The organism is Peptidiphaga gingivicola (genome assembly GCF_001652275.1).
Lineage (GTDB): Bacteria > Actinomycetota > Actinomycetes > Actinomycetales > Actinomycetaceae > Peptidiphaga > Peptidiphaga gingivicola.
In genome coordinates, this window is sequence record NZ_LVZK01000002.1 from 75953 (window position 1) to 101241 (window position 25289).

The 25289-nt window shown below is 65.6% G+C and carries 16 protein-coding genes and 2 pseudogenes; 6 read left to right on the forward strand and 12 right to left on the reverse strand.

Translation table 11 applies throughout. The annotated features are described in order from the left end of the window. Positions 1-16 precede the first annotated feature (16 nt). The 5 genes and pseudogenes from A4H34_RS08170 to A4H34_RS11585 all read right to left on the reverse strand — a co-directional run. On the reverse strand, positions 17-1897 hold the full coding sequence (locus A4H34_RS08170; protein ID WP_009200137.1) for a hypothetical protein: 1881 nt from the start codon (positions 1895-1897) through the stop codon (positions 17-19). Next, positions 1894-4242, reverse strand: a complete 2349-nt coding sequence (locus A4H34_RS08175) for a WD40 repeat domain-containing protein (protein ID WP_331711615.1) — start codon at positions 4240-4242, stop codon at positions 1894-1896. The genes A4H34_RS08170 and A4H34_RS08175 overlap by 4 nt, the downstream gene beginning before the upstream one ends. A gap of 126 nt (positions 4243-4368) precedes the next feature. Next, a pseudogene (locus A4H34_RS11580) lies at positions 4369-4746 on the reverse strand (toll/interleukin-1 receptor domain-containing protein); the annotation flags it as partial. Next, positions 4743-7151 carry a WD40 repeat domain-containing protein gene (locus A4H34_RS08180; RefSeq protein ID WP_331711616.1) on the reverse strand — a complete coding sequence of 803 codons (2409 nt, stop codon included), beginning with the start codon at positions 7149-7151 and terminating at the stop codon, positions 4743-4745. The pseudogene A4H34_RS11580 and the gene A4H34_RS08180, both read right to left, overlap by 4 nt. 126 nt (positions 7152-7277) lie before the next feature. Next, a pseudogene (locus tag A4H34_RS11585) lies at positions 7278-7655 on the reverse strand (toll/interleukin-1 receptor domain-containing protein); the annotation flags it as partial. A 307-nt stretch (positions 7656-7962) separates the two neighbouring features. Here A4H34_RS11585 and A4H34_RS08185 point away from each other — a divergent pair. The 5 genes from A4H34_RS08185 to A4H34_RS08205 all read left to right on the forward strand — a co-directional run bounded on the left by A4H34_RS08185 (position 7963) and on the right by A4H34_RS08205 (position 17561). Beyond that, the gene (locus A4H34_RS08185) at positions 7963-10059 is read left to right on the forward strand and encodes an alpha-1,4-glucan--maltose-1-phosphate maltosyltransferase (protein ID WP_407946323.1); all 2097 of its coding nucleotides are present in this window, start codon (positions 7963-7965) and stop codon (positions 10057-10059) included. A gap of 14 nt (positions 10060-10073) precedes the next feature. After that, positions 10074-11594, forward strand: a complete 1521-nt coding sequence (locus A4H34_RS08190) for a phosphotransferase (protein ID WP_064231776.1) — start codon at positions 10074-10076, stop codon at positions 11592-11594. Between the two features lie 224 nt (positions 11595-11818). After that, positions 11819-14116: a 1,4-alpha-glucan branching protein GlgB gene (glgB, locus tag A4H34_RS08195; protein ID WP_231871009.1), complete on the forward strand. Its 2298-nt coding sequence runs from the start codon at positions 11819-11821 to the stop codon at positions 14114-14116. Between the two features lie 563 nt (positions 14117-14679). Then, positions 14680-15687, forward strand: coding sequence for a LacI family DNA-binding transcriptional regulator (locus A4H34_RS08200; protein WP_009200129.1), 1008 nt, complete (start codon positions 14680-14682; stop codon positions 15685-15687). A 5-nt stretch (positions 15688-15692) separates the two neighbouring features. Then, on the forward strand, positions 15693-17561 hold the full coding sequence (locus tag A4H34_RS08205; RefSeq protein WP_064231778.1) for a glycoside hydrolase family 13 protein: 1869 nt from the start codon (positions 15693-15695) through the stop codon (positions 17559-17561). Here A4H34_RS08205 and A4H34_RS08210 read toward each other — a convergent pair. From A4H34_RS08210 to A4H34_RS08220, 3 genes are read right to left on the reverse strand one after another with little or no spacing between them, the layout of a single operon-like run. Next, complete coding sequence (locus A4H34_RS08210) at positions 17558-18442, reverse strand: tetratricopeptide repeat protein (RefSeq protein WP_197480463.1); 885 nt, start codon at positions 18440-18442, stop codon at positions 17558-17560. The genes A4H34_RS08205 and A4H34_RS08210 overlap by 4 nt on opposite strands. Before the next feature lie 25 nt (positions 18443-18467). After that, a complete protein-coding gene (locus A4H34_RS08215; protein WP_064231780.1) occupies positions 18468-19493 on the reverse strand; it encodes a hypothetical protein in 1026 nt (341 codons plus the stop codon). Next, positions 19486-21114, reverse strand: coding sequence for a hypothetical protein (locus A4H34_RS08220; RefSeq protein WP_156510300.1), 1629 nt, complete (start codon positions 21112-21114; stop codon positions 19486-19488). The genes A4H34_RS08215 and A4H34_RS08220 overlap by 8 nt, the downstream gene beginning before the upstream one ends. Before the next feature lie 207 nt (positions 21115-21321). Here A4H34_RS08220 and A4H34_RS08225 point away from each other — a divergent pair, with 207 nt between their 5' ends. Next, positions 21322-22725 carry a putative cellulose-binding protein gene (locus A4H34_RS08225; RefSeq protein ID WP_009200123.1) on the forward strand — a complete coding sequence of 468 codons (1404 nt, stop codon included), beginning with the start codon at positions 21322-21324 and terminating at the stop codon, positions 22723-22725. 140 nt (positions 22726-22865) lie between these two features. On the opposite strand, the gene A4H34_RS08230 is transcribed toward A4H34_RS08225, so the two are convergent. From A4H34_RS08230 to A4H34_RS08245, 4 genes are all read right to left on the reverse strand, one after another. Further along, a complete protein-coding gene (locus tag A4H34_RS08230; protein WP_040323682.1) occupies positions 22866-23657 on the reverse strand; it encodes an alpha/beta fold hydrolase in 792 nt (263 codons plus the stop codon). Positions 23658-23800: 143 nt separating this feature from the next. Beyond that, entirely contained in the window at positions 23801-24085 is a 285-nt protein-coding gene (locus tag A4H34_RS08235; protein WP_009200121.1) for a hypothetical protein, read from the reverse strand. Further along, positions 24085-24780: an endonuclease NucS gene (gene nucS / locus A4H34_RS08240; RefSeq protein WP_009200120.1), complete on the reverse strand. Its 696-nt coding sequence runs from the start codon at positions 24778-24780 to the stop codon at positions 24085-24087. Before nucS ends, A4H34_RS08235 begins: the two co-directional genes overlap by 1 nt. Positions 24781-24859: 79 nt before the next feature. After that, the gene (locus A4H34_RS08245) at positions 24860-25270 is read right to left on the reverse strand and encodes a DUF2550 family protein (protein WP_009200119.1); all 411 of its coding nucleotides are present in this window, start codon (positions 25268-25270) and stop codon (positions 24860-24862) included. Between the last annotated feature and the right edge of the window lie 19 nt (positions 25271-25289).

A 25289-nucleotide genomic window follows, 5' to 3' on the forward strand; every position in this document is an offset into this window, starting at 1 on the left:
TGAGCCGAGCTCGCGATCATTCAGGGCCGTCGAGGATCAAGCTCGCAAAGGCGTCGTATGCGATAGTCTCGCGGCGCGGGCCCGCGATGAAGGCGTCCCAATCGTCGACGAGGCAATCGTGGGTTCTGCCGACCTCGTCCTTGGTCTCGCCCCAGGTGAAGCCGCGCAGGTAATAGAAGGTCGCCCACCGGCGGTGCTCCAGGGCCGACATGTAGCTCAGCAACGGATCGGCGGCGATGGCGTCGGCCTGCTCAGCCGCCGTCAGTCCCTCCAAGACCCGCTCCCAGTGGTTGATGAGCTGAAAGCCGTTGACTCCTGCGAAAGCCCGGGCCGTCGCGTCGAGCACGGCGCCTTTGACGTGGCGATGCAGGGCCTGCGCGAAGCTTGACTCCTTCTTGACCGTGCTCAGCCCCGTCCACGCCTCTTGCGCGTTGATCGGCGGAAGCCCGCCGGAAATGCGGGCGTCCGTCTGAGCGTAGACGAGGTTGAAATGCCGCGCCTGCTCCAGGTAGCGCTCGGCGAGGATTGCCCCGGGATTGAGCACCTCCGAGTCCAAGCCGAACAGGCGGATCCGCGAGCCTTCGGGCATCGCATTGAGAATGGGATCGACGTCGGCGCGATGCGGGCACCACACGGCGGTGTTGATCCCCGCGAGCACGGGCATCATGAAATCGGCGGACAGGAGTGATCCCCTGGAGTCTTCCAGGGCGTAGACGGCCGCGCTGAAGGGACGCTCGGCGGAGATGCCCGCCAGAGCGTCGCGCATGGCGCGGCCCTCGGGGTTGACGTCGAGGACGGTCAGATCGATGACTTTCGACAGATCCTCGACCTGCGCGAAGACGTCGTCGATCTGCTCGCCCACCCCGCGCCCCGCCACCGTCACCCGCAGAGGCCTGTTCGGGCTGGTGATCCCCAGATTCGCCAGCATGGCCAGAAGCTCGCCGCCCACCTGCCCCATGCCGACGACGAGCACGTGCGGCTCGGCCACGGCCGCGTCGATCTGTTCGAAAGTCAACCCGCCGTATGGGAGGATGCGGCCGGGCTCCTCGTTCCACGGGGCGGGGTCGCCGGCCATAAACCTGCGCGAGGCGTCCAGGGCCGACGGCAGGATCGAAAACTCGCCCGACCCGAGAAGCTGATAGGAAGCCAGCTCCGAGAGGGAAAAGTAGTGCATGTCGAAATCGGGGAAATTGTCCATGTCCCGTTCGACGATCTCGCGCAGGCGGCGGCTTTCCGAGTTGACGTGGACCGTCGCCCCCACGCCCTTCGGCGCCCTCGCCGCGAGCCAGCGAACGTGGCCGAAGGTGGCCGGCTCCGGCTCCATGGAGATGATCCCGCGGGCCGACTCCAAGTGGATTCTGGCGATCGCCCTGGCCTCCTCGGCCGTGTCGTTGGCGTCGTAATCGACGGCGACCACCTGGATTCCGGCGGATTTTAAGGAGCGGACGTCGTCGAGCGGCGTCGTGTCCGGGACGACGCAAACGACGCCGCTGGCCTCCTTCCAGCCGAGAATCTCATGCATGATCGCCCGCGACCGCTCGCCGCACCCGAGCACCACCACGTGGTTGCCGGACACCGGGTGGAGCCGCAGACGCAGGTCCACCGCGAATACCTCGAAGACGGCGAGAACGCCGGCCGCCGTGGTCATGGGCGCGAGCCATCTGGCAACCTCGTAGACGGGAGGCCCGGGGTCCCCCTCAAGCACGGAGTCGAAAAGGAAGAGCTTCATGACGGCGTACACCGTCATCGAGGCGTCGGTCCACGAGTTTCCGTTCTTCCCCCACTCGACCTGCAATCCGGCTATGAGCGCAGCAAGGAAGGCCACCGCGGCAAAAGTCATGAAGTAGGGAGAGCGGGCAATCGACTTTCGGGGGGCGACGCCCTCGCGGGAGCTCACTGGCCGATCACTTCTTTCTCAGCCTCCGTGAGCTTTCTGTCCCCCACCATCTTCTTTGCGGCCGCTTCCGCATCGGCTAGCTTCACGTCTTTGACGAGGCGAAAGCTCCCGGATTGGGCGTCGTCGACGTCGTAGGCGATGCCGTCGGAGACCAGCAGAGCCCGCGCATTGGCCGCCGGCGCTCTAAGCCGCTGAACCACCTGGCCGACGGTGAGGTCAAAGACGACGATTTGCTTCTGCGTCCGGATGAGGAACTTGTTTTCGTTTGCGTCAAGCACTTGCCCCGAGCGAACGTGGCGGCCGATTTCCCTCGGCATCTCGACCTTCCGCTTGACCTCGCCCGACGCGTCGACGGCGCTGATCGAGTTCCCCGCCAGCAGCGTCGCGGATTCGAAGGCGCCGTTCTTCCCGGAAACGTCATAGACCGCCCCTGTCCCTCGTTTGAGGAGCTTGCCCGTCTTGACATTGTGGGCCTGCCACTTTCCCCCTTCCCGATTGACGACGAGAACCGATCCGTCGGCGCTCGCCCGGAGCGAGGCGACGTCGCCGTCCTTTTTCGATCCGTAGGAGCCAAGTTTTCCGCTCGCGCCGTAATGGACGACCTCCCCTTTGACCGTCACGTATACGACGTCGTGAGACGGGCCGAAGACGATCGAGGTTTCCGAAACTCCCAAGGGCATGCTCTCGGGAGTCCTGTACTCGGTTTTGCCGGAGTCAGAAAGGACGCTCACCCCTTCCGCATGCGCCTGCGACATGAATGCGAGCGCCTTTCCGTCGTTGCTCACAGCTGAGTCGCTGGAACTCTGAATCTCCGTCAGAGTGGCTTTCCCCCTTTTCTTGCGCGCATCGACGATCACCCCTCCGTTCCTGCCGCGGCTGTAGAGGAAATTGCGGTTGTTGGAACGGACGACGACGGAGCCCGAGGTTTGGACTCCTCCGTCGGGGGCCGCGACGTCGTAGACCGTCAGGTTGCCGTCGGAGCTTGCCGTGACGAATCGCTTCCCGTTCTGGGTGAACCTCCCGTACTCGATGGGCGATCCGGTATAGGCCCTCTTCGCGACCGGCAATTTAAAGGCGTCGTCCGAGGCGGCGTCGGACAAATCGTCCCACAGCATGAGCTCCCTGCCGTTCGTGCCGACGATGAATGCGTCGTCGCGCGGGGAAAGCCACGCCAGGCTTCGAGCGTCGCCTTCCATCAGCGCGTAAGAGGAGAGTTCTCTGCCCGTCGCGGCGTCGATCTTCCTCCTCGTGGCGGGGTCGATGACGAACGTGCCGTCTCTCGAAATCTTGGCCATTCCTCCACCGTAACGTTTTTCGAAGGAATGAGAGGCGACGGATCCCGACGGCAGGGAAACCACATACATCGTCGCCGCGGAGAAATAAACAAGCTTGTTTCCCGACCTCGAATAGTCCAAGGATCCGCCTTCCGTGTGAGAATCGGCCAGCGCGGCGGCGTCCTGGGCGGAATCGACAATCGATTGGCGAAGGGCGCCGGTGGCGCCGTCGTACCTCTCGGCGCCGCCTCCTTTGAACGCAACGGCGAATTCCGAGCCGTCCGGGGCGCAGTCGAAGTGGGCGAACGGCCTGTTGGAAAAATCGACGTCGAAGATCTGCGCCCCCGTTTTTACGTCGTAGCCGCGGACGCGGGAGCTGCCTTTTGCCGGGTCGTGGGCCACGAAGAGACGATCGCCGGCGAGAACAGTGCCGAGTATGGCCCGCGCATCCGCGATTCGAACGGTTCTGGCAGGGCCCCCGTCTGCGGGAGTGACCGTCAGCCGCCCTCGGCGGTCGATGCCGTAGAAACGCGTCCCGTCGGTCGACGCGCCGACGTCGATGGGCTTCTCCGAAAGGGTGACCGAGCGCAGACGCTTGCCGTTCTCGCTGCTCCACACGCTGAGATTCGCGCTCTTGCCCGCCGTGACGATCGTGCCGTTGGATCCGATCCCGAAACTCGCAACGCCTGAATCCGTCTTGATCCTCGTCAGCGGCGCCAGCGGGCCCTGCGACGTCGCACCGTTGACGTTGACGTAGTGCCTTCCTCGCAGCCCGGCGTAGGAGTCCCAGGACTGTTTCGCCCTGGACAGAGCAAGATTGCTGTAGAGAAGGCCGAGCTCCCTGTCGCCTCCGGCGATCGTCGTGTCCGCAAGGTCCATAAGGGTTTCCACGCTTCGCCGGTTCGCCACGTCGCTGTCGCGGCGCGCCTTGATCCACAGCCCTGCGCTGGTGGCGGCGAACAGACCGGTCACCAGCGTGGCGGCGGCTGTTGCTGCGGTGATTCGGCGCATCCGACGCTCACGCTGACGCTGCCGCAAATCACCCAACGACACCCCCACAACACCAGCCATCAACCGATCAATCCCATCCCGACGCAACACACCCACCGACTGACGCACCAACCGATCCACCACACCCGACCCACACCCCTCAAACCCACCAAACCCCTCCGACCTCACCGCACCCGCACGCACATCCACAGCCAACACATCCCCACCCACAACATCCCCCACAACCACACCAGGATCACCCTCCACCACAACAGCCAACACATGATCCACACCCCGCACCCGCGAAAAAAACTCCACCTCACGCATACACCACACCGACCCCGCCGTCCGCGGCGAACACACCACCACCAAAAACTCCGACTCAGCCAACGCCGACTCAATCAACACACCCAACTCACCCGACGCCAACTCCTCCACATCACGAAACACACGAAACCCCCGCCTCTTCACCACACCCCCAACAGACCCCGCAACCACATACCCCTCCACCAACCGCGCAACAGCCCTCGCCACATCCGCATCCGGACGCACATGCCGATACGACACAAACACGTCATACTTCACCGTATTTCCTCCTTGTCCTCTTCGGAGAGCCGCCGCCCGCCGAGCACCTTGTCGGCCGTTTTCTCAAGCTGGGCAAGAGAACGCATCTGCGTCTCCTTGAAACCGTCCCGCAAATCGGTGCCCAGAACGCTGTACACGATATACCGTCCCGAAATGAACGCTTTAGGGTACCGCGCGTCCGTCGATATCCTTCTGAGCACCTTTCCCGTCTGGGCGTCGATGACGAAGTACGAGCTTTCGGAAGACGGCACGACGACCTCCGTGCCGTCTTCCGACCCTTCGAAAAGAACCTCGCCGTCTGAGCGGGCGCCGGAGGGAAGCGCGACGTTCGAGAGCTCCTCTCCGCGGCTGTCCCGGCGAACGATTCTGCCTCCGCCGACGGACAGCGTCGATTCGAGCTTTCCCGCGCTTCCGACGACGCTGAGCATTTCGCCGGACCCCATTGCCACAGGCCTGCCTCCGTCGACCTTGAAGACCTGCCAGCTCGCTTCGGCGTTCGCGGGCTGGTTCGAACGCGTGACGGCCAAAAGGCTGCCGTCCGCACTCGCCCTGAGGGAGAGGACCTCGCCCCCAAAATCGAGGTAGGTTTCGCGTTTGCCGGAGGCGTCATAGCGGACCACTTTTCCCTTCGCAGTCACATAGACGACGTCGTCGCGCCTGCCGAACACAACCAACGGGCGATCGCCCGTGTACTCAGTGCCGACCTTTTCTTCAGGAGAATACAGAGCCTTGCGGCCATGGGAGACGATCAGCCGGTCGGCGTTTTCCCGGGACACCCAGGCGACTTTCCCGCCGTTGCTCACGGCGACCCTGCTCAGGCTGTACGGGGGCGCGGCAGGCGAGCCCTTCTTCGTCCCCGCCTCGTGGACGAAGCCGGTCACGCCGTCGTATGCATAAATCTGCCTCCTGTCGTTGGAGCGCGCGAGCAGTTGAGAGTTCCCCTCATACGATCGGTCGGTCCCACGCACGTCGACGACGCTGACCGTGCCGTCCTGGCCGAGAGAGAGAAGCCTCGAGGCGTCTTTCGTCATCCTGACCTGCACGATCTGCGCTCCGAGGTCGTCCGTCTTGCCGATCGCGCGGATGGAAAGGACCCCGTTGGAACGGGGGTCCCATGCGGCCAGGGAGTTGTCCGAATTGACGCCGATGAAGAGCGACTGAGCAGAAAGCAAGACGCCGTCTTCGATTTGGCCTTCCCTCTTGCCCCTTGTCTGATTGGGGAGGAGCAAGCTCACGGAGCGCGCGTACTCGTCGGACAGGTCTATCCGATTTGAGGAGAGAGAGCTCCCTCCGCCGATGAGATAGGCCCATCGACCGTCCTCGGACAGGGACAAAGACGTCACTCTGGTCGGAAAGGAATCCTTGTGACGGATCAAACGCTCTCCGGTGCCGGTGTCCACCCTGTAGAGATGCGTCGCGGAGTAGTAGAGCAACTTTTTCGCACCAAACGCATAACTCACCATACCGTTGACGTTCGGGCTGCGCTTCCGTTCCTCCGCTCGGTGCGCAGCGTCCTCTTCACGCGAGACGACAGCCTCTTTCTCGTTGCCCGTCGAGTCGTAGCGAAACGCTCCGCCTTCTTCATAGGAGACGGCGAACTCCTTGCCGTCCGACTGAACGTCGTAGCTCTCGAATCCGGGGAACTCTTTGTCGAAGAGCGCCGTGCCCTTGTTTATGTCGTACGCCGCGATATGCACGTTTCCGCCGTCCTTGTAGGGCAAATAAAGGCGGCCGCGCACCACGCTTGCCCGCATGGACGACGACGCGCCGAGCTTCACCTTGAAATGGCTCAGGCGCTTGCCCCCGGCGTCGAAGACGCTCGCCTTCCCATCCTTCGTCATGACCAAGAAGCCGCCGTGCGAGTCCGTCTTTTCCAAGTACAAAGGCTTCTCTGCGACGTCGATCGTTTTGACGCGTCTGCCGGTGGACGCGTTCCACATCGTCACGCGGGCGCCTTCGCCCGCAGTGAGGAACAAATCGCCGCTTCCGGGAACGACCAACATGCCGGCCTTGTCGCCCAGGGCGCCGGTATCGATTTTCGAAAGGACCGTCATCGGCGGGTAGACGGCGCCTTCGGCAAGATTCTCATAGTACTTGGTCCTCAAAGCGTCGTACGAGGGGCTGCCGGGGTCGGCTTTCTTCCAAGCCTCCTTCGCGTACAGAAGCCCTCGGATCCGGTCGCCCGAGGCGATGGTATCCGACGCCATCCTCATCGTCACCGTCGCGCTCTCCTCGTGGGCCGCGCGTTCGGCGCTCCTTGCCCGCAGCCACAGGCCGGTGACTGACACGCCGATGCCGCCCATGACAAGCGCCGCGGCGGCTGTTGCTGCGGTGATTCGGCGCATCCGACGCTCACGCTGACGCTGCCGCAAATCACCCAACGACACCCCCACAACACCAGCCATCAACCGATCAATCCCATCCCGACGCAACACACCCACCGACTGACGCACCAACCGATCCACCACACCCGACCCACACCCCTCAAACCCACCAAACCCCTCCGACCTCACCGCACCCGCACGCACATCCACAGCCAACACATCCCCACCCACAACATCCCCCACAACCACACCAGGATCACCCTCCACCACAACAGCCAACACATGATCCACACCCCGCACCCGCGAAAAAAACTCCACCTCACGCATACACCACACCGACCCCGCCGTCCGCGGCGAACACACCACCACCAAAAACTCCGACTCAGCCAACGCCGACTCAATCAACACACCCAACTCACCCGACGCCAACTCCTCCACATCACGAAACACACGAAACCCCCGCCTCTTCACCACACCCCCAACAGACCCCGCAACCACATACCCCTCCACCAACCGCGCAACAGCCCTCGCCACATCCGCATCCGGACGCACATGCCGATACGACACAAACACGTCATACTTCATGGAAACCCCCGTCTCGAATGCATGGGCCAAGGCCGACGATCCCGCGCAATCGCCGAACGATTCCGAGCGACCGCCTGATGCCTCACACCGCCGCCGGACGACTTTCAGGCAACTTCCGGCCGCCTCAAGCCGTCAGGAAACATCCTAATGTTTCACTTCGCTCCGGGGAAAGGAGCACCATTCCCCAACCGGGACGGTTGCTTCCGGGGCCTGCGAGGGCGTTTGCCAGTCCCACGTTGCGGACTCTTCCGGTCCACTCTTCGAGCGCTCCGTGCAATAACAACGCGCACCCTTTAGGCTGTGAACTGTGAGCACTCCGAAGAAGCAGTCCGCGCCGCGAGCGCATGAAGTCCCAGCCGCCCCGGACAGCGCGTCAGCGCCTGCGGAGGCGGCGTCGTCCTCGGCCTTTGCCCCTGCAATCGGCCGAATACCGATCATGGAGGTCACGCCCCAGGTCGAAGGCGGACGCCTGGCCGCCAAAGGCACAGAAGGCGAGTCTTTCCCCGTCCAAGCAACCGTTTTCCGCGAGGGCCACGACAAGTTCGCGGCCCAGGCGGAGCTGATCGACCCCTCCGGCCAGGTCGTCCAAACCTCCCCCATGGTCCTCGTCCTTCCCGGGCTCGGCAGATACGAAGGGTGGCTCACTCCCGGATACCCGGGCTCGTGGTCCTTTCGCGTGCGCGCGTGGTCCGACCCTTACGCGACGTGGCTCCACAACGCCGAGGTGAAGTTGGAGGCCGAAGTCGACGTCGAACTCGTCTTCCTCGAAGCCGTCGCGCTTTTCAGGCGTGCTGCCGAGGGCGCCCCCGAAGGCTCCGAAGCCAGACGGGTCTTCGAGGCCGCCGCCGCTGCCGCCGCGAACGACGGGGCCTCGGCAGACGACCGCTTCGCCGCCGCGACGTCGCCCGAGGTGCGGGCGGCCTTCGAGGAGGCCCCCCTGCGCGACCTTGAAACGGAAAGCGCGGCGCTGCCCGTGAACGTCGACCGCATCCGGGCGCTCGTAGGTTCCTGGTACGAGATCTTCCCGCGCTCGATCGGGGCATACAAGGACGGCGACGGCTGGCATTCGGGAACGCTGCGCACTGCCGCGGGCGACCTTGACCGCATCGCCGGCATGGGCTTCGACGTCCTGTACCTCACGCCCGTCCATCCAATCGGTTCGACGAACAGAAAGGGCCGCAACAACACGCTGACGGCCGAGCCGGGCGACCCGGGAAGCCCCTATGCCATCGGCTCGCACGAGGGCGGGCACGACGCCATCCACCCCGACCTTGGGACATTCGAAGACTTCGACTTCCTCGTCGGCGAGGCAAAAAAACGCGGGATGGAGGTGGCTTTGGACGTCGCCCTCCAGTGTTCGCCCGACCACCCGTGGCTGACCGAGCATCCGGAGTGGTTCACGACGAGGGCCGACGGAACGATCGCCTACGCAGAGAACCCTCCGAAGAAGTATCAAGACATCTACCCCCTCAACTTCGACAACGACCCGGAGGGAATCTATCGGGAGATCAAGAGAATTCTGGAACTGTGGGTGGAGCACGGGGTGACGATCTTCCGTGTGGACAACCCGCATACGAAGCCGGTGAACTTCTGGGAGCGGTTGCTTGCAGACTTCAGGGAGAGCCATCCCGAGGTGATCTTCCTGGCCGAGGCGTTCACGCAGCCGCCGATGGTGCGGGGGCTGGGCGCCGTCGGCTTCCATCAGAGTTACACGTACTTCACCTGGCGCAACGAAAAGAAGGAGATCGAAGACTACCTGTGGGAGCTTGCTCGAATCTCCGACGATCGCATGCGCCCGGCCTTCTGGCCCACGACCCATGACATTCTCACGCCCTACATGCAGCGCGGCGGCCTCGCGGCCTTCTCCATTCGCGCCGTGCTGGCGGCGACCGGCGCTCCCACGTGGGGCATCTATTCGGGCTATGAGCTCGTCGAGAATGTGGCGCGCCCTGGCGCCGAAGAGCAGATCAACAACGAAAAGTACGAGTTCAAGGCCCGCGACTACACGCCGGGCGAGGACAACGGCATCCCCCACCTACTCGGCAACCTCAATCGGATTCGCAGGGACCATCCGGCGCTTCAGCGTCTGCGCGGGCTCGTCATCAACCCGACGTCGAATGAGAAGATCCTTTCTTTCACGCGCTTCGCCCGCCCGGAGGAGACCCCCAACGGAAAGTTCGACGCCGTCATCGTGGTCCTCAACCTCGACCCGTACGCGACCCGCGACGCCCTCGTCTACCTCGACCTGACGCCTTTCGGCGTGAATCCGAGGTGGGATGCCGGCCCGATTCTGCGGGTCACCGACGAGCTGTCCGGGCAGACGTTCCTGTGGAACGAGAGCCCGTACGTCAGCCTCGACCCGCGCGGACAGTGCGCACACATTCTCTCAGTCAAAGCAATCTGATGGAGGGCAACACTATGAGCGAAGCGAAACTGCTTGGCTTCGAAGCATCCGACCTTCTGACATGGCTCGGCGGAATGCGATGGTTCGGGGGTGGAAAGCCGAAGATCGACCGTGCGTTCGCGCTCGGCGGCCCCTGGGACGAAAAGGTCTTCTGGCTCGCCGTCTCCGCCGACGGCAGGGAGTACAACGTCCCCGTCGTGGTCACGGAGGACGGGCCGGTCGACGCCGCCGAGCACACCGCCGGGCAGCGGGCCTTGCTCGCTCTGGCGACGGCGAGCGAGCGCGTCGAAGCGACGTCCGTCGTCGGCGAATCCGGCGCCCGGCTAGCCTCGGAGCCCCGCGCGGCGGGCGCGGCGGCTGTCAGCGCGCACAAGCTGACCGGCGAGCAGTCCAACACCTCCGTGATCTACGAGCTTGCGGACTCCACGCGGGCGATAGTCAAGGTCTTCCGGGTGCTCAGCCCGGGAGAAAACCCGGACGTGTTCCTCACGGGAGTCCTCTCCGACAGCGGCACGGTGCCGCGCCTGCTCGGCAACGCCCGCATGGCGTGGACGGGGCAGGTCGCGGACATCCTCGTGGCGCAGGAGTTCCTGGCCGGCTCGCAGGACGCGTGGCGCACGGTGACCGCGCAGGTGCCGGGGGCCGACGGCAGCCAATTCGATCCCGACAAACCTGTCCAGACTCCCGAGGAACGCGACTCCATTGAGCGCCTGGGCGCCCTCACGCGGAAGATTCACGAGGAGCTCGCCGCCCGCTGCGGAACGTCCGAGGCCGACGCCGCCAGCCGGGCACGGCTCAGGCGGGCGTGGTCCAAACGGGCCGACGAGGCCGTGGCCCTCGTGCCGGGGCTGGCCCCTTATCGCAAACGGATCGACGCCCTATATGCGGCGACGGAAGACGTCGCGTGGCCGCCCCTGCAGAGGATTCACGGCGACTACCACCTGGGCCAGGTCCTTGACGTGCCCGGCCGAGGATGGGCGGCCCTCGATTTCGAAGGCGAGCCGCTCCGGCCGCTCTCAGAGAGGACCAAGCCCGACCTGGCCGTTCGCGACGTCGCCGGAATGGTCCGAAGCTTTGGCTACGCGGCGGGCATGACCCTCAACCGCCTCGCCTACGCCCATGACCGCCCCGATCCGAGCGACGTCGAAGAGCGCGAGGCCGAGCAGATCGCAGCCTGGGAGAAGGCCGCGGTCGCAGCCTTCCTGCGTGGATACGGGGAGCTCAGCGAAGCCGAGAAGCTCCTGTTGGACGTGCTCGTTCTCGACAAGGCCCTCTATGAATTGGCCTATGAGGCCGCTCAGCGCCCGGATTGGCTGGGTATCCCGCTCGGCGGAGTTGCCGCGATCCTCCGGGTCAATCCCGAGTCGATCGCCGAGCCCGCCGGCGCCGGGAAGAGCGTTGCCTCCGTGAAAAATGCAGACGCCGTCCCAGATCAGAGCGCCGACGCCGGCCAAAGCGCGGACGCAGGCCAGGACATCGACCCCGAACAGAGAGAGGAGTCGCCCGAAGCAGAATCAGCGGCGGGTCCCTCTTAGCCCGGCTTCGAGGTCCGCCGCATGGTCGTCTTTCGTTGCCATCCGCGCCCGCTGCCCTCGTGCCGCGGACGCGGATTGACGATGAAGGCCGCACCGGCCATCGAACATCAACGTCTTTCCCCGTCAACGCAAACCCCAAGCTCAACCGTCTGATGGACGGACAAATCCAACTCGCTTCATCTGTGGCACAGTGAAGTCGCAATCACCTAATGGAGAGTAAAGCCATGAAGGAAACAAACTACGTTCACGTCGACGAGGACCTCCTGAATGCGGTCTCGAACGGCTGGTACCACGCCCCCCACGAAGTGCTGGGCGCCCACGTCGAAGACGGCTGGACAACCATCCGCGTCCTCCGCCGCCTCGCTGATCGCGTATTCATAGAAACCTCCGAGGGCCGCACCGAGGCCGAGCACGAGTTCAACGGAATCTGGCGGGCCGTCCTAGAGACGGCCGAAGTCCCCGACTACCGGGTCGTCGCGGTCTACGGCGACGTCGAAGACCGGGGCGACGATCCCTACAGGTTCCTTCCGACCGTCGGAGAGCTCGACCTCTACCTGTTCTCGGAGGGCCGCCACGAGCGGCTGTGGGAAGCGCTCGGCTCGCACGTGAAGACCTTCCCCAGCGAACTCGGCGACGTCAGCGGCGTGAGCTTCGCGGTGTGGGCGCCCAACGCCAAGTCCGTTCGAGTCATCGGCGACTTCAACGGTTGGGACGGCAGCCTGCACGCCATGCGCACGCTCGGCTCGTCGGGAGTGTGGGAGATCTTCATCCCCGGCGCGCTCGAGGGCCAGAGGTACAAGTACGAGATCCAGTACAACGATCTTTCGTGGCATCAAAAGGCCGACCCAATGGCCCAGCGCACGGAGGTGCCGCCGTCGACCGCCTCCCTCGTCACGGATTCCCGCCATGAATGGACCGACGACGAATGGATGGCCGAACGCGCCTCGAAGGACCCCCACGCCGGCCCGCTCTCCGTCTACGAGGTGCATCTGGGAAGCTGGCGGCCCGGGCTGTCCTACCGGGAGATCGCCGAACAGCTCATCGGCCACGTCAAGTACTGCGGCTTCACCCACGTTGAGTTCATGCCCCTGGCGGAGCACCCCTTCGCCCCCTCCTGGGGCTATCAGGTGACCGGCTACTACGCGCCGACGGCGCGGTATGGCACCCCCGATGACCTGCGCTACCTCATCGACGAGCTCCACAAGGCCGGAATCGGCGTCATCGTCGACTGGGTCCCCGCCCACTTCCCGAAGGACGAGTGGGCCCTTGCGCGCTTCGACGGCACCCCGCTGTACGAGGACCCCAACCCTCTGCGCGGCGAGCATCCTGACTGGGGCACCTTCGTCTTCAACTTCGGACGCACCGAGGTTCGCAACTTCCTGGTGGCCAACGCCCTGTACTGGCTCCAGGAGTTCCACATCGACGGAATCAGGGTCGACGCCGTCGCCTCCATGCTCTACCTCGACTACTCTCGCGAGGCCGGACAGTGGCAGCCCAACGTCTTCGGCGGGCGAGAGAACCTCGAAGCGATCTCCTTCATCCAGGAAGCCAACGCCACCGCCTACAAGACGGTCCCGGGCATCATCATGGCGGCCGAAGAGTCGACGTCCTTCCCGGGCGTGACGGGCATGACCGAATACGGCGGCCTCGGCTTCGGCCTCAAGTGGAACATGGGGTGGATGAACGACACCCTGCGCTACCTCGAGGAAAAGCCGATCAACCGCTCGTGGCACCACGGCGAAATCACCTTCAGCCTCGTCTACGCCTTCTCCGAGCAATTCCTCCTGCCGCTCTCCCACGACGAGGTCGTCCACGGCAAGGGATCCCTCTACGCGAAGATGCCGGGCGACGATTGGCAGAAGCTGGCCGGCGTCCGCGAGCTCCTCGCCTACCAGTGGTCCCATCCCGGCAAGCAGCTGCTGTTCATGGGCCAAGAATTCGCCCAGACCGACGAATGGAACGAGGCGATCGGCCTCCAGTGGTGGCTCACGGAGGAGCCTTCCCATGACGGAGTGCTCTCGCTCGTCAAACGCCTCAACGAAGTCTACAAGGAGCATTCGGCTCTGTGGAGCCAGGATTTCACCTACAAAGGCTTCGAATGGATCGACGGATCCGACGGCAACCACAACGTCATCAGCTATCTTCGCCGCTCCGCCGACGACGAAGACGTCGTCGTGGTCGTGTGCAACTTCGCTGGAATACCGCACGGCAATTATCGCGTGGGCCTGCCTTCCGGCGGGGGGTGGGAGGAGATTCTCAACACCGACGGCCTCGAATACGGCGGCTCCGGCGTCGGCAACTTCGGGGAGGTCAAGGCCGAGGAGGTCAGCTGGAACGGCCGCGACCACTCCGCCCTCTTGGAACTCCCGCCCTTCGGCGTCATCTACCTGACCCCGAAGGCCGGCCAGAAGCCCGCGAAGAAGGCTGCGGCCAAGGCGAGCAAAACGGCCAAGGGCTCGAAGGCGTCCGACAAGAAACCCGCGGCAAAAGAGGACGAGCCCAAGAAGAGCGCGAAAGCGTAATCCGGCGCCGGGGCAAGGGCGCTGGCATGGCGGCGGCGGTGCGGCGTCGCGCTCCGACGGGGTGAAAGCGTCACTCGCCGACGGCGCGACGTCAGCCGTGGGCGGCGCGGAAGCCTCGCCTTCAAACACGGCTATGCCGCGAGGCGCTGGCTGCGGTCGGTCAACTGGCCGCAGCCAGCACCGGTAAAGGCGCAAAATCACGCAAGATCGGAATGAGGAACGTCCTTTTATATAAAAGTTACCATTTTTGATGTTCGCAATATGAAAAGAAATTTTTAAAGATTAAAAACACTCATTACACGATCAAATGCATACGCCGCGTGTTCTGAGCGTGCCTCGCGAACGGCCGCCTCCGACGGTGAAAGGACGCTTCCAACGGCTGACGACGGCCGCCGTCAGCTGCGGAATTTCGCACGGATATGCTAGGGCCCCACATGTGGCGGTAAACTGGCGAGCAGAACGGCGTCGGCGCATCGGCGTCGGCACATCGATTTGGCGTATTGACGTCGGCACGTCGACGTGACGTCTCAAGACGAGGGGCGGAGTTGCCCCCGGGGGTGAGCATGGCGGATCGCATCCGGCTTTCGGATCTGGCTCGGCAGGCGGGGGTATCGACCGCAACGGTTTCTCGCGTTCTCAACGGGAAAGAAACCGTCGCTCCCGCCACTCGGCAGGCCGTCCTGACGGCGCTCGACCTTCTCGGGTACGAACGGCCAGAGAAGCTGCGAGAGCATCCGGGAGGCAGGATCGGCCTCATTGTGCCGGAACTGACGAATCCGATCTTCCCGATCTTCGCGCAGAACATCGAAACCACGCTGTCCTCCCGCGGCTACACGCCCCTGCTGTGCACACAGACGGCAGGGGGCATCACCGAGGACTCCTACGTCGAACTGCTCATAGAGCAGCACGTCGCGGGGATCGTCTTCATCTCCGGCCTGCACGCCGACTCGATGGCCTCCGTGGGCCGGTACGCGCGTCTGACGCAGATCGGCCTGCCGTACGTCACGGTCAACGGCCCCAACCCGGAAATCGCGACGGCGGATTTCTCCACCGACACCGTCGACGCCGTGACGCAATGCGTGCGCCACCTCGTCTCGCTCGGCCACACCGCGATCGGCCTGGCAATGGGGCCGGAGCGTTTCATCCCCTCCCAATTGAAGGTCAAGGGCTTCGTGAGCGCCATGAACGCCCTCGCGCCCGGTGCGCCCGCTCCGGTCGTCCACACCCTCTACACGGTCGAAGGCGGCCAGAGCGCCGCCCGAGCGCTTCTGGCCGACGGCTGCACAGCCATCGTCTGCGGCAGCGACATCATGGCGCTCGGCGTGATTCGCCAATGCGCCTCCCAGGGGCTCTCGGTGCCCGAGGACGTCTCCGTCGTCGGCTTCGACGACTCCCCGCTCATGGCCTTCTCCGCCCCTCCCCTGACCACTATCCGACAGCCCGTGAGGGCCATTTGCGAGGGCGCCGTCTCCTCCCTCATGGCCCTTGTCTCCAGCAGCGAGACGCCGACGTCGATGGAGTTCCACGGCGAGCTCATCGTCCGCGAATCGACTGCGCCTCACAGGACGTGACAACCATGCTTCTCCACACCCCCACAGCGCCGGGCCTATGGTGGCGAGACGCCGTCATCTACCAGATCTACCCGCGCTCTTTCGCCTCCTCGGGCGGGCCGATCGGCGACATCCCCGGGGCGATCTCTCGATTGGACCACCTGGCGCGCCTCGGCGTCGACGCCGTCTGGCTCAGCCCCTTTTATCGAAGCCCGCAGCGCGACGCCGGATACGACGTTGAGGACTACAGGGACATCGACCCCGTCTTCGGCACGATGGACGACGTCGACGCCCTCATCGCACGCGCGCATTCGCTCGGGCTGCGCATAATCTTCGACATCGTGCCCAACCACACGAGCGACCGCCACGTCTGGTTCAGGCAGGCCCTCGAGGCCGGACCGGGCTCGCCCGAGCGCGAGCGCTACTGGTTCCGGCCGGCGCCCAACAACTGGCGCTCGGTCTTCGGCGGAGGGGCGTGGACACGGGTATGCGACCGGGAGGACGCGCCCGGGTCGCCGTGGGAAAGCGACGCCTCCTGGTACCTCCACCTCTTCGACTCCTCCCAGCCCGACCTCAACTGGTCCAATCCGGAGGTTCAGGCCGAATTTCGCGACATTTTGAGGTTTTGGCTGAGGCGCGGCGTCGACGGCTTTCGCGTCGACGTCGCCCACGGGCTCGTCAAGGACCCCGCCCTTCCGAATTGGGGGCGCACGGCCGCGATTGTCGAAGGAGAAAAGACGAAGGAGAGGAACGAGGCCGCGCCGATGTGGAATCTCGACGGCGTGCACGACATCTACAGGCAGTGGCGGAAGGTTCTCGACGAATTCGGCCCGGACCGGATGCTCGTGGCCGAAGCGTGGGTCTCCCCCGCCTCGGCGATCGCGAAATACGTTCGCGCCGACGAGATGAGCCAGTCCTTCAACTTCGAATTCCTCGCCTCGGCGTGGACCGCCGACCGCATGAGAACCGTCATAGCCGATTCTCTGCGGAACATGGACGCCGTCGGCGCGACTGCCACATGGGTGCTGTCCAACCACGACGTCATCCGAGCGACCGCCCGCTTGGGGCTTCCCGACGCCGGCAACTACCCGAAGGGCATCAAGGAGGGCGACCCGCTCCCCGACGAAGTCGGGCACAGGCGCGCACTGGCCGCGCACGCACTCATGTCGGCGCTGCCCGGCTCGGCCTACATTTGGCAGGGCGAGGAGCTCAACCTTCCCGAGCACATGGCCCTTCCAGACGAGCTGCGCGAAGACCCGGCCTACTTCCGCACGAAGGGCGAGGAGACGGGGCGCGACGGATGCAGGGTGCCCTTGCCGTGGGAGGCCGACTCGCCCGCCTTCGGTTTCTCCCCCGACGGGAAGTCCTGGCTGCCCCAGCCGCCCGAGTGGAAGGAGTACGCGGTGGACCGCGAATCGGCCGACCCGCGCTCGCCCCTCAACCTCTTTCGCCGGATGTACGCGCTGCGGCGCGAGCTGCGGCTCGGCTGCGGCGGGCTCGTCGACGTCACGGACGACCTCGCCGCGGACAGCCGCGGCTTGGCTTTCCTCAACACGCCCGCTGCGTCCCTCAACACGCCCGCTCCGACGGAAGGAGGGGACGCCGCCCATAAGGAGCCGCGCAACGACCGGCGCGAGCGCGGCCTCGAAGGGCACGCCGGCCTCGAAGGGGGCGTCGACCTTGAAGGGCACGCCGGCCTCGAAGAGGGGCGCAACCGCGTTTCAGGCGGAGTCGACGAGGCCTCAAGGGAGCCTCGCAGCGAGGTCCTCGTCATCACGGCATTCGACGAGCCGGTCCGAATCCCCGAGGGATGGCGGCCGATTCTCTGCTCGACCGACGAAGCCCTCGACGGATCCGTCCCCGCAGACGCCACGGCGTGGTTTGAGAGAGCCTAGAAGAGGACGCTCGCCAGAGCCTTTCTCGCCTGCGAAACGAGGGGGTCGGAGGCGCCGACCGCCTGGAAGAGGTCGAGCAGCCGTTCCCTGAGCTTTTCGCGCTCCTCGCCCGCCGTCGCCTGGACCGCCGCGATGAGGCGCGTGAAAGCGGCGTCCGGCCGGCCGTAGGCCACTTCGACGTCGGCGGCCGCGAGCTGGGCTTCGACGTCCCCCTGCGGCGCCTCGTTCGCCGATTCGATCGCGGCGAGCGGCTCGCTCACCTCGCCGACCCTGAGCATGAGACGCGCTTGGGCCAGGCCCCGCTTAAGGTCGTCGTTTCCGGGCTCCTCCTTGAGGGCGAGCCTGAACTCTTCCTCCGCTTTGGCAAAATCACGCGCCTCGAGGGCGGCGAGCCCCGCCGCGTGATGCGCGCTGAGGGCCGGCTCGGCCGGCGCCTGCGCGCCGTCGAGCCTTCCCGTGATGCCGTATTGCGCGGCCGCCGCGAGCAGCTGATCGATGAGGGGACCCAGCTCGGCCTCGGCGGGCGCCCCCTCGAACAGCGGAAGCGGCTGGCCCTGGAGCAACGCCACCGCCGCGGGAATGCGGCTGACCCTGAACGCCTGAACGATTTCCGGCGCCGCATCGACGTCGACCTTGGCCAGCTGGAAGCTTCCCGCGGACTTGACGGCGAGGCTCTCCAAGCGGGCGGCCAGCGCGGTCGATTCCTCCGAGCGCGCGGCGGAGAAGACGGCGACGACCGGCACGCGGGCCGAAGTCTCCAGAATGCTCTGAAGGTTGGCTGCGGTCGCTTCCACCGAGAAGGGGCCGGGAACCGCGTCCCCGCCTGCGGAAGTCGCTCCGGAGGCCGAGCCCGCGGCCGCGAGATCGATGGCACCGTACATGGACAATGGCTGAGACATTTCTACCTCACTGAACTTGTGCGCCCAGCATGACGTCGTCGCTCGATCCGATCACGCTGATCGTCTTGTCTTTGGACTTCGCGGCGGGAACCCTGAACGCCACCAAACGCGTGTTGGAGGTGGTCAGCGTCTTCCCGTCGAGTGTGACTTTGCCCTCTGCTTTGCCGCTTGCGATGCTTCCCGCCTTGTCGCCGACGGTCACCGTGTGCTGGGAGTCCGAGGAGATCGTCGTGAAGTAGTTCAGCTGCGCGACGACGACGGCGCCGCCGTCAGACGTGCGCATGGCCACAGGCCCCTCGTTGCCGACGGCGAAGGTCATCGTCGACTTGCCCGCTCCATTGACCGCGGCCGCATTTTTGTCCGCAGTCTTCTTGAGCTCTTGGCGCAGGGCGTCTTGCGAGAAGGTCAGCCCCTGGGCATCGCTGCCGGTCTTGTTGAGGTTGACGTATGCCTCGATCGTCTTCTTCGGGCTGGCGGCAAGGCCCTTGTCCGACTCGGCGGCGACTGTTTCGGCGCCCGTCTTTCCTCCCTCGACGGAAGGGAACTCCGCACCGGGGAAAAGCCGCAGGCTTCCCCACAGCTTCCAGTTCTCGCGCGCCTTTCCCTGGGCGAAGACGTCCATCGTCGGGAGGTTGTTCCCCTTCAACGGATCCATGACCGTCATCGCCAGCCGCGGATAGCCCTTGGAGCTGGAGATCGCGACCCGGTTTTTCGTGACCTCGGTGGCCAACTCGGGGAATTTGTAGGAGTCCCCGAGGAGCCGTTTCGTGTTGTACTGAGCCTGGCGGATGACCGTCATGGGGCCCGTCGTCGTCGCTCCGAGTTTGTCCGTGCTCTGATCCTTGTCGGTGGCGTTGACGGCCTCGAGAACCCGCTTCGAGACCTTCATGAAGTTCTCGACCGACGTGGCCGGACGCGAGGTCGACTTGGCCGCCGTCGGCTTGGGCACGGGCGGCTCCGATTCCCCGCATCCGGCCAAGGCCCCCGCGGCCAGGGCGGCCGCCAGGGCGAGGCCCATTCCTTTCTTAAGCATGTGCATCCTCCTCGTTGTCGTTGCCGCCGACGGGGTTTTCAGCGTCCTCCGAATGGGCGAATCCCCATCGGCCGCGCCAGGCGGTCTTGGGCACGTCGGCGCCGCGGACGCCGACGTCGCTCACAACCGAGGCGTCCGTCACGCGCATGTCCCCGTCGGCCTGGGCGCCGGGCTCGGAGGCCGCTTGCGCGCCGGCCTCGGGCATTCCGTCGCCCCGAGGCATTCCGTCGCCCTTTTGCGCACCGGGGGCTTCAGGGATGACGATGCGGTCTTCGGCAGAAAGCTCCCTGCCCCGCAGTTCGTCGGCGCGAGGGCTGCCGGCGATGATTCCCGCGCCGAGGGTTCTCCCTGTGGCGTTCGCCTGTTCGTTTCGGGCAGTCTCATGCGGCTGCCCGGCAGGCGGCGTCGGGAAGCCGCCCTTGGCGACCGCCCCGAGGTCGATTTCCTGCGTGTCGCTCCCCAGGCCGGGAACGCTCGTGCGCGGAGGCATCGTCTGGCCGCCCATGATCTGGGCGATCTCGGGCGCCGCGTCGGCTTGGGGCAAGCCGTGCGGCTGCGCGCCGCTCGCCTGTCCGCCGCTGGGCCGCGGCGCACTTGGCGGGGCCGCCCTATGCGGAGCCGCCTCGCGCACGGGAGCCTCCCGCGGAGGCAAGCCGCCCGGCGCGGAGCCGGGGGCCGCGGGGCCGCCCGCCGTCGAGCGGTCAGGCGCAGCGTGCCGCCTCGATTGTCTCACGTCGTGGGCGGCCAACGCCTCGGTCGGCGTTGCATCGGCGTCGGCCCCCGCCGGCGCGCCCACAGCGGGGACCACCCCGGGACCCGACGAAGCCCCGCGGCCGGCCGAGGGATTCGGCCCGGGCCCTCCGTCCACCGGGGCCATGGGCACGGTCGGTTTGCCGCTTTCGAGATCTTCGTCCCGCTCGGCGTCGGAAGCTTTGCTCAGAACCGTCGTCTCTGCGTTCGCGCGGGCTGCTCGGCGAGCGAGCTTGCGTTCGCGAATGGCCTCCCGCTCGGCCTTTTGCAGGCGATCCTGGTGGTCAAGCGCCAGCAGGGCGGCCCCTACGAGGGCCATGAGCAGGCCGACGACGACGATCGGTATGTTGTTGAACGGCTTGAGGTTGCGGTCCCAGGTGAGCGACACGGTGGGAGCCTTGCCGTCCGAGCTCGTCGCGATGAGCGAGATCGAGCCGGCGTTGTTTTCGTCGATTCGATACTGCTCTTCGACCGCCCCCTTCTCGGTCTTCTTCTCGATCCACATGTCGGAGTCCGCAAGGGTCGGCGCGCCCTTCGCATTGCCGCCCTTGGCCTTTTCCGTTTTCAGCGTGTTCCAGTTCGTCAGCCCGGTGATCTTGGTGGCGGGGAGCCCCTTTACCCAGCTTTCGACGTCGTCGGAGGTGCCGAAGGCGAGCGTCACACTGGCGTTCCCGGATCCCGCCACTTTGACCTTGACCGTTTCCGCACCCAACTCGAGCACTCCCGGCGCCGTGTAGACGTAGGGGGCCGACCCTCCCTCGGCGACGGCCGTCGCCGTGCTTTCGGTCTTGTCGACGACCCCGATGATAATACCGACCACGGCCACTATGAGCCCCAGCGCAGCAAGCGCAATGCCGGCGGTCCTTCGCATGTTGTCCCTCTCGTCGAGCGGCAAGGGCGCCTCGCACGCCCGCGAATCGGGCTTCTTCCGAGTCGCGGCGCCCCTCTTTAATAACGATTTTATAACACTATCGGCCGTCCGATCCGACGTCCCGGTTAGGCCGATCACGGCCTATGAAAGTAGCCTAGTCTGTATCCGATTCACAACCCACATATCACCCATCGGAAAGGTCGGAGAATGGTTGAGGAAACCAGCAGGTTCCCGCTTGTGCGAAAGGGGTATGACCGCGCGCAGGTCGACGAACACATACATGAATTGGAGTCGGCGCTCGAAGAAAGCGAGTCCGCACTCGAGGAAACTAAGTCCCAGGTCACCGAGCTGGATTCACGCATCCTGCGCCTGTCGGGCGAGCTCGCCGAGGCGAAACAACAGGTTCGGGAGAACTCCCGCCCCAGCTACGGCGGGCTCGGCTCGCGCGTCGAACGCCTCCTGCGTTCGACGGAGGAGCAGGCCATGGACGTCATGTCCAGGGCAAATTCCGACGCCGAAGCCATCATCGCGCGGGCAAAGGAGCGCGCCGCGCTGCTGACCAGCAGCGCAGAGGCCGAAGCTCAGGACACGCTCACGAGCGCACGCACCAAGGCCGATCAACTGCGAGCTACATCACGTCAGGAGGCGGACGCTTTGGCGATCAACGCACACCGCACCGCGGAAGAACTCGTCGCGTCCGCCGAGCGCGAAGCCGATCGGGTCCGCACATCGGCGTCGAACGAGGTCTCGTCCATGCGCTCGGAGATCGACCACTACGTCGAGTCCCAGCGGGCCAACGTCGACGCGGAGCTGTCCGAGATGCGCGCCGCAGCGGAAGAAGAAGTGTCCAAGATCCGCGCGGAGGCAACCCGCGACGCCACACGGCTTCGCAGCGAGACCGACGAGATCGTCGCCGCCCTGCGCGCCTCGGTGGACCGCGAGGTCGCGAATCTGCGCAAACGCAGCGCCGATGAGCGCGCCGCCATCGACGCCGAGGCCCGCGAGCGCACGGAGGCCATGGTCTCCGACGCCGAAGGCAGGGCCGAGGCTGCCGAAAGGCGCTTGGCGGAGGCCACGCAGAGGGCCGAGCAGATCACGTCCGACTCGGAGAAGACGGCCACCGCCACGCTGAACCAGGCTCAGGAGGAGGCCTCGTCCATCGTCTCCGCGGCACGCGACGAGGCTCGCAGAATCCGCTCTGAGGCCAACGCGGAGGCCGCCGCGATGGCCCACTCGGCCGAGGAGCACGTCGCCTCCCTGGAGAGCCAGCGCGACGCACTTCTGACCTACCTGGAGGACATGCGCTCGATGCTCGCGTCTTCGGATTCCGGGCTCGCGCTGGCCAACATCGTCAGCGCCGGCCAGGCCCGAGCCGAAACGCCGACGGTCACGTCCGCGGCGTCGGCGGCTTCTGCGCCCGAAAGCGGGGACGAAGGCGCCGAGGTCCACGAAATCGAGGTTCCCCGGGCCGTCGAATCGGAGGAAGACAAGCCCGCCGATCAAGACAAGTCGAAGTCTGCCGCCGGCAAGAAGAAGCCTCAGGCAAAGGCCTCGGGCAAGTCGGCGTCCTCGAAAGCGGGAGGGGCCGCAAAGAAGAAGCAAGCGTCCTGAGGGCTCACGCGCCTGAAGGGCTCACGCAGCTTGTGATATCACGCACGTAGTTCGCTCACGCGGGAGGGAAGGCGCCCCTCCCGCGTTTGTTTTCGGCGCTCCCCGTCTGCTCCAGCAGGCCGGCGGAGTCAGCCGGGGCGCTACGCAGCCTGCCGGTAGAAATCGGCCAGAGCCTTTGCCAGCACCTCGGGCTGTTCGTCCGCAACAAAGTGGCCGGCGCCTGGAATCTCAATGATTTTCGCACGCGGAGCAAGCTCCTTCCATTGCTGGAGGAGTGCGAAGCTGCACGTGGCGTCGTCCGCGCCGCGCTCGAGAAGGATTGGCCCGTCGATGGCGGTCAGCGCGCCGATGGCGCTGTCGCGGTCGAGCAGAGCCCTCTGAAGCCAGGCGAGCGAAGCCGAGTTGAACAGCCGAAAACGCCGGTCGAGGCTCTGACGCACGGATTCCGGCGAGGCGGGGGAAACAAGGAAATTGCTCCATTCCTTGACGGACTCATATCCCTTGCCCTCCTCGCACAGGGCGATGCTCTCGCGCCGAATGGCGGCATGGTCGGCGTCGTCCACGCCGATGTTCGTGTCCATAAGCGCCAGGCCGGCGACCCTCTCGGGGTAGGTCTGCGCAAAGGTCGCCGCCACGGTTCCGCCCATCGACATGCCCCCGAGGACGACGCGCTCGACCTCGAGCTCGTCAAGCGACTCGCGGATCGCCTCGACGAAGACTTCGAGCGAAGGCTCGGGGCGCCCATAGCGCTCTTGAAGTTCGGCGCCGCTTGGGGAGCCGCCGAAGCCCGGGGCGTCGACGGTGAGGACGTCGATCGGGGCGAGCCTGTCGCGAACCAGATCCCACATCGTCGAATCGAGCGGCATCGCGTGAAGAAGAAGGAGCGGGAGCTTTCCCGCGTCTCCCGTTCGCCTTGTAGCTAGTACAGTCATATCCCCACCCTAGCCGCGCATCGTCGTTCAGGCCAGGGTTACGCGCCCGTGCACTCGCTTTCGCTGGGCGGGGAGCTCGCGTCGCCGCCGATGCGGCACACCCGCCTCCGCCTACGCGGAACTCGCGCCGACGGCGCAGGGCGTCATCTCGTTCCGCGATGCCTCCAGCACGACGTGTGCCAGTGTCGTCTCGAATCAATCCCGAACTGCGAGCCCAGGACGGTGTCCTCCGTCCACGCCACCTCGTGCGCCTCGCCGACGTCGATCGAGCCTCCGCATCCGGGGCACACGTAGCGTTTGGCCGCTTCGCGGATGTGGAAGACCTTGTACTCGGCGCCGTCGCGGCCGATCTCGTGCTTCACGCCGCCCATGGCCGCACGCGCATTCAGCGGGCGCACCGGCCGCGAGTACTTTTTCGACCGGCGCATCAGAACAGCCTGTCCTCCGGGTTGTCCAAGCCGCGCATTTCGTCGTAGTCGAGAACGACGCACTCGATGCCCCTGTCTTCGGCCAGGACTCTGGCCTGGGGCTTGATCTCCTGGGCGGCGAAAACCCCGCGCACCGGGGCCAGCAGCGGATCGCGCTCAAGCAGCGCGAGATACCGGGTCAGCTGTTCGACGCCGTCGATCTCGCCGCGCCGCTTGACCTCCACGGCCACGTGCCCGCCGTCGCCGTCGCGCACAAGAAGGTCGACAGGCCCGATGGCCGTCGGAAACTCCCGGCGCACCAGGCTCATGCCCTCGCCGATCCGCTCGACCTGCTCGGCCAGAAGCGCCTGCAAATGCGCCTCGACGCCGTCTTTGACGAGGCCCGGCTCGATTCCTAGGTCGTGGCTGGCCTCGGCGCACACCTCGAAGATGCGCACGACCAGCCTGTCCTCGCTCTTGTTGCGTGAGACCTCCCACACTTCGCTCACGCCGGACGCGGCTTCGTCTTCGTCGGGCTCGCGCACGGACATCGAGCAGGGAGGGCTCATCCAGTTCAGCGGCTTGTAGGAGCCGCCGTCGGCGTGGACGAGCACCGAGCCGTCGGCTTTGACCATGAGAAGCCTCGTCGCCTTCTCCAGGTGGGCGTCGAGGCGGCCCGAGTAATCGACGGAACACTCAGCAAAGACTACGCGCATAGCCTCACAGCCTACCCGATGCGCCTGACGTCGCGCCTCGCTCGCCCACTAGGCACACGCCCGACGTGCAGCGAATCGATCAGAAGTCGGCCGGCTCCTCGGCCGGCGGCGCGGAATCGATCCATGAGACGAGCCCCGCGAATTGGGCGGTGCGCAGCGCGGCCTCGTATTCGACCCCGTCGCCGAGGAACTCGACGACCGTGGTCCCCGGGAGGATTCCCTGGCGATGCCCTCGGATCTCCAGGAGCTCGCGGGGAAAGCTCCATTTGGAGTTCAGCACCAGGGACCTGCGCGGATACCATTCGATTGCATCGGCTTGGAGCGCGATGATCCCGGGAATCCAACGGCCTCCCTTTCGCCGCAGCGCGCATTGGAACGTGCCGTACTTGTGCAGAAGCCCTCTCAAACGCACGAAGTAGACGCTGAGAAACGCGAGGCCCGCCAGGGCGCCTGCGAAGGCAACGGCCAATATGACGTCAAGCGCCCTCATATCCCCGCCTTTCGTGCCT

What these genes read in the sequence shown, in the direction of transcription:
- A4H34_RS08175 (WP_331711615.1), bottom strand. Translation starts at nt 4,242, where the DNA reads ATGGCTGGTGTTGTGGGGGTGTCGTTGGGTGATTTGCGGCAGCGTCAG.
- A4H34_RS08180 (WP_331711616.1), bottom strand. Translation starts at nt 7,151, where the DNA reads ATGGCTGGTGTTGTGGGGGTGTCGTTGGGTGATTTGCGGCAGCGTCAG.
- A4H34_RS08190 (WP_064231776.1), top strand. Translation starts at nt 10,074, where the DNA reads ATGAGCGAAGCGAAACTGCTTGGCTTCGAAGCATCCGACCTTCTGACA.
- glgB (WP_231871009.1), top strand. Translation starts at nt 11,819, where the DNA reads ATGAAGGAAACAAACTACGTTCACGTCGACGAGGACCTCCTGAATGCG.
- A4H34_RS08200 (WP_009200129.1), top strand. Translation starts at nt 14,680, where the DNA reads ATGGCGGATCGCATCCGGCTTTCGGATCTGGCTCGGCAGGCGGGGGTA.
- A4H34_RS08205 (WP_064231778.1), top strand. Translation starts at nt 15,693, where the DNA reads ATGCTTCTCCACACCCCCACAGCGCCGGGCCTATGGTGGCGAGACGCC.
- A4H34_RS08210 (WP_197480463.1), bottom strand. Translation starts at nt 18,442, where the DNA reads ATGTACGGTGCCATCGATCTCGCGGCCGCGGGCTCGGCCTCCGGAGCG.
- A4H34_RS08215 (WP_064231780.1), bottom strand. Translation starts at nt 19,493, where the DNA reads ATGCTTAAGAAAGGAATGGGCCTCGCCCTGGCGGCCGCCCTGGCCGCG.
- A4H34_RS08220 (WP_156510300.1), bottom strand. Translation starts at nt 21,114, where the DNA reads ATGCGAAGGACCGCCGGCATTGCGCTTGCTGCGCTGGGGCTCATAGTG.
- A4H34_RS08225 (WP_009200123.1), top strand. Translation starts at nt 21,322, where the DNA reads ATGGTTGAGGAAACCAGCAGGTTCCCGCTTGTGCGAAAGGGGTATGAC.
- A4H34_RS08230 (WP_040323682.1), bottom strand. Translation starts at nt 23,657, where the DNA reads ATGACTGTACTAGCTACAAGGCGAACGGGAGACGCGGGAAAGCTCCCG.
- A4H34_RS08235 (WP_009200121.1), bottom strand. Translation starts at nt 24,085, where the DNA reads ATGCGCCGGTCGAAAAAGTACTCGCGGCCGGTGCGCCCGCTGAATGCG.
- nucS (WP_009200120.1), bottom strand. Translation starts at nt 24,780, where the DNA reads ATGCGCGTAGTCTTTGCTGAGTGTTCCGTCGATTACTCGGGCCGCCTC.
- A4H34_RS08245 (WP_009200119.1), bottom strand. Translation starts at nt 25,270, where the DNA reads ATGAGGGCGCTTGACGTCATATTGGCCGTTGCCTTCGCAGGCGCCCTG.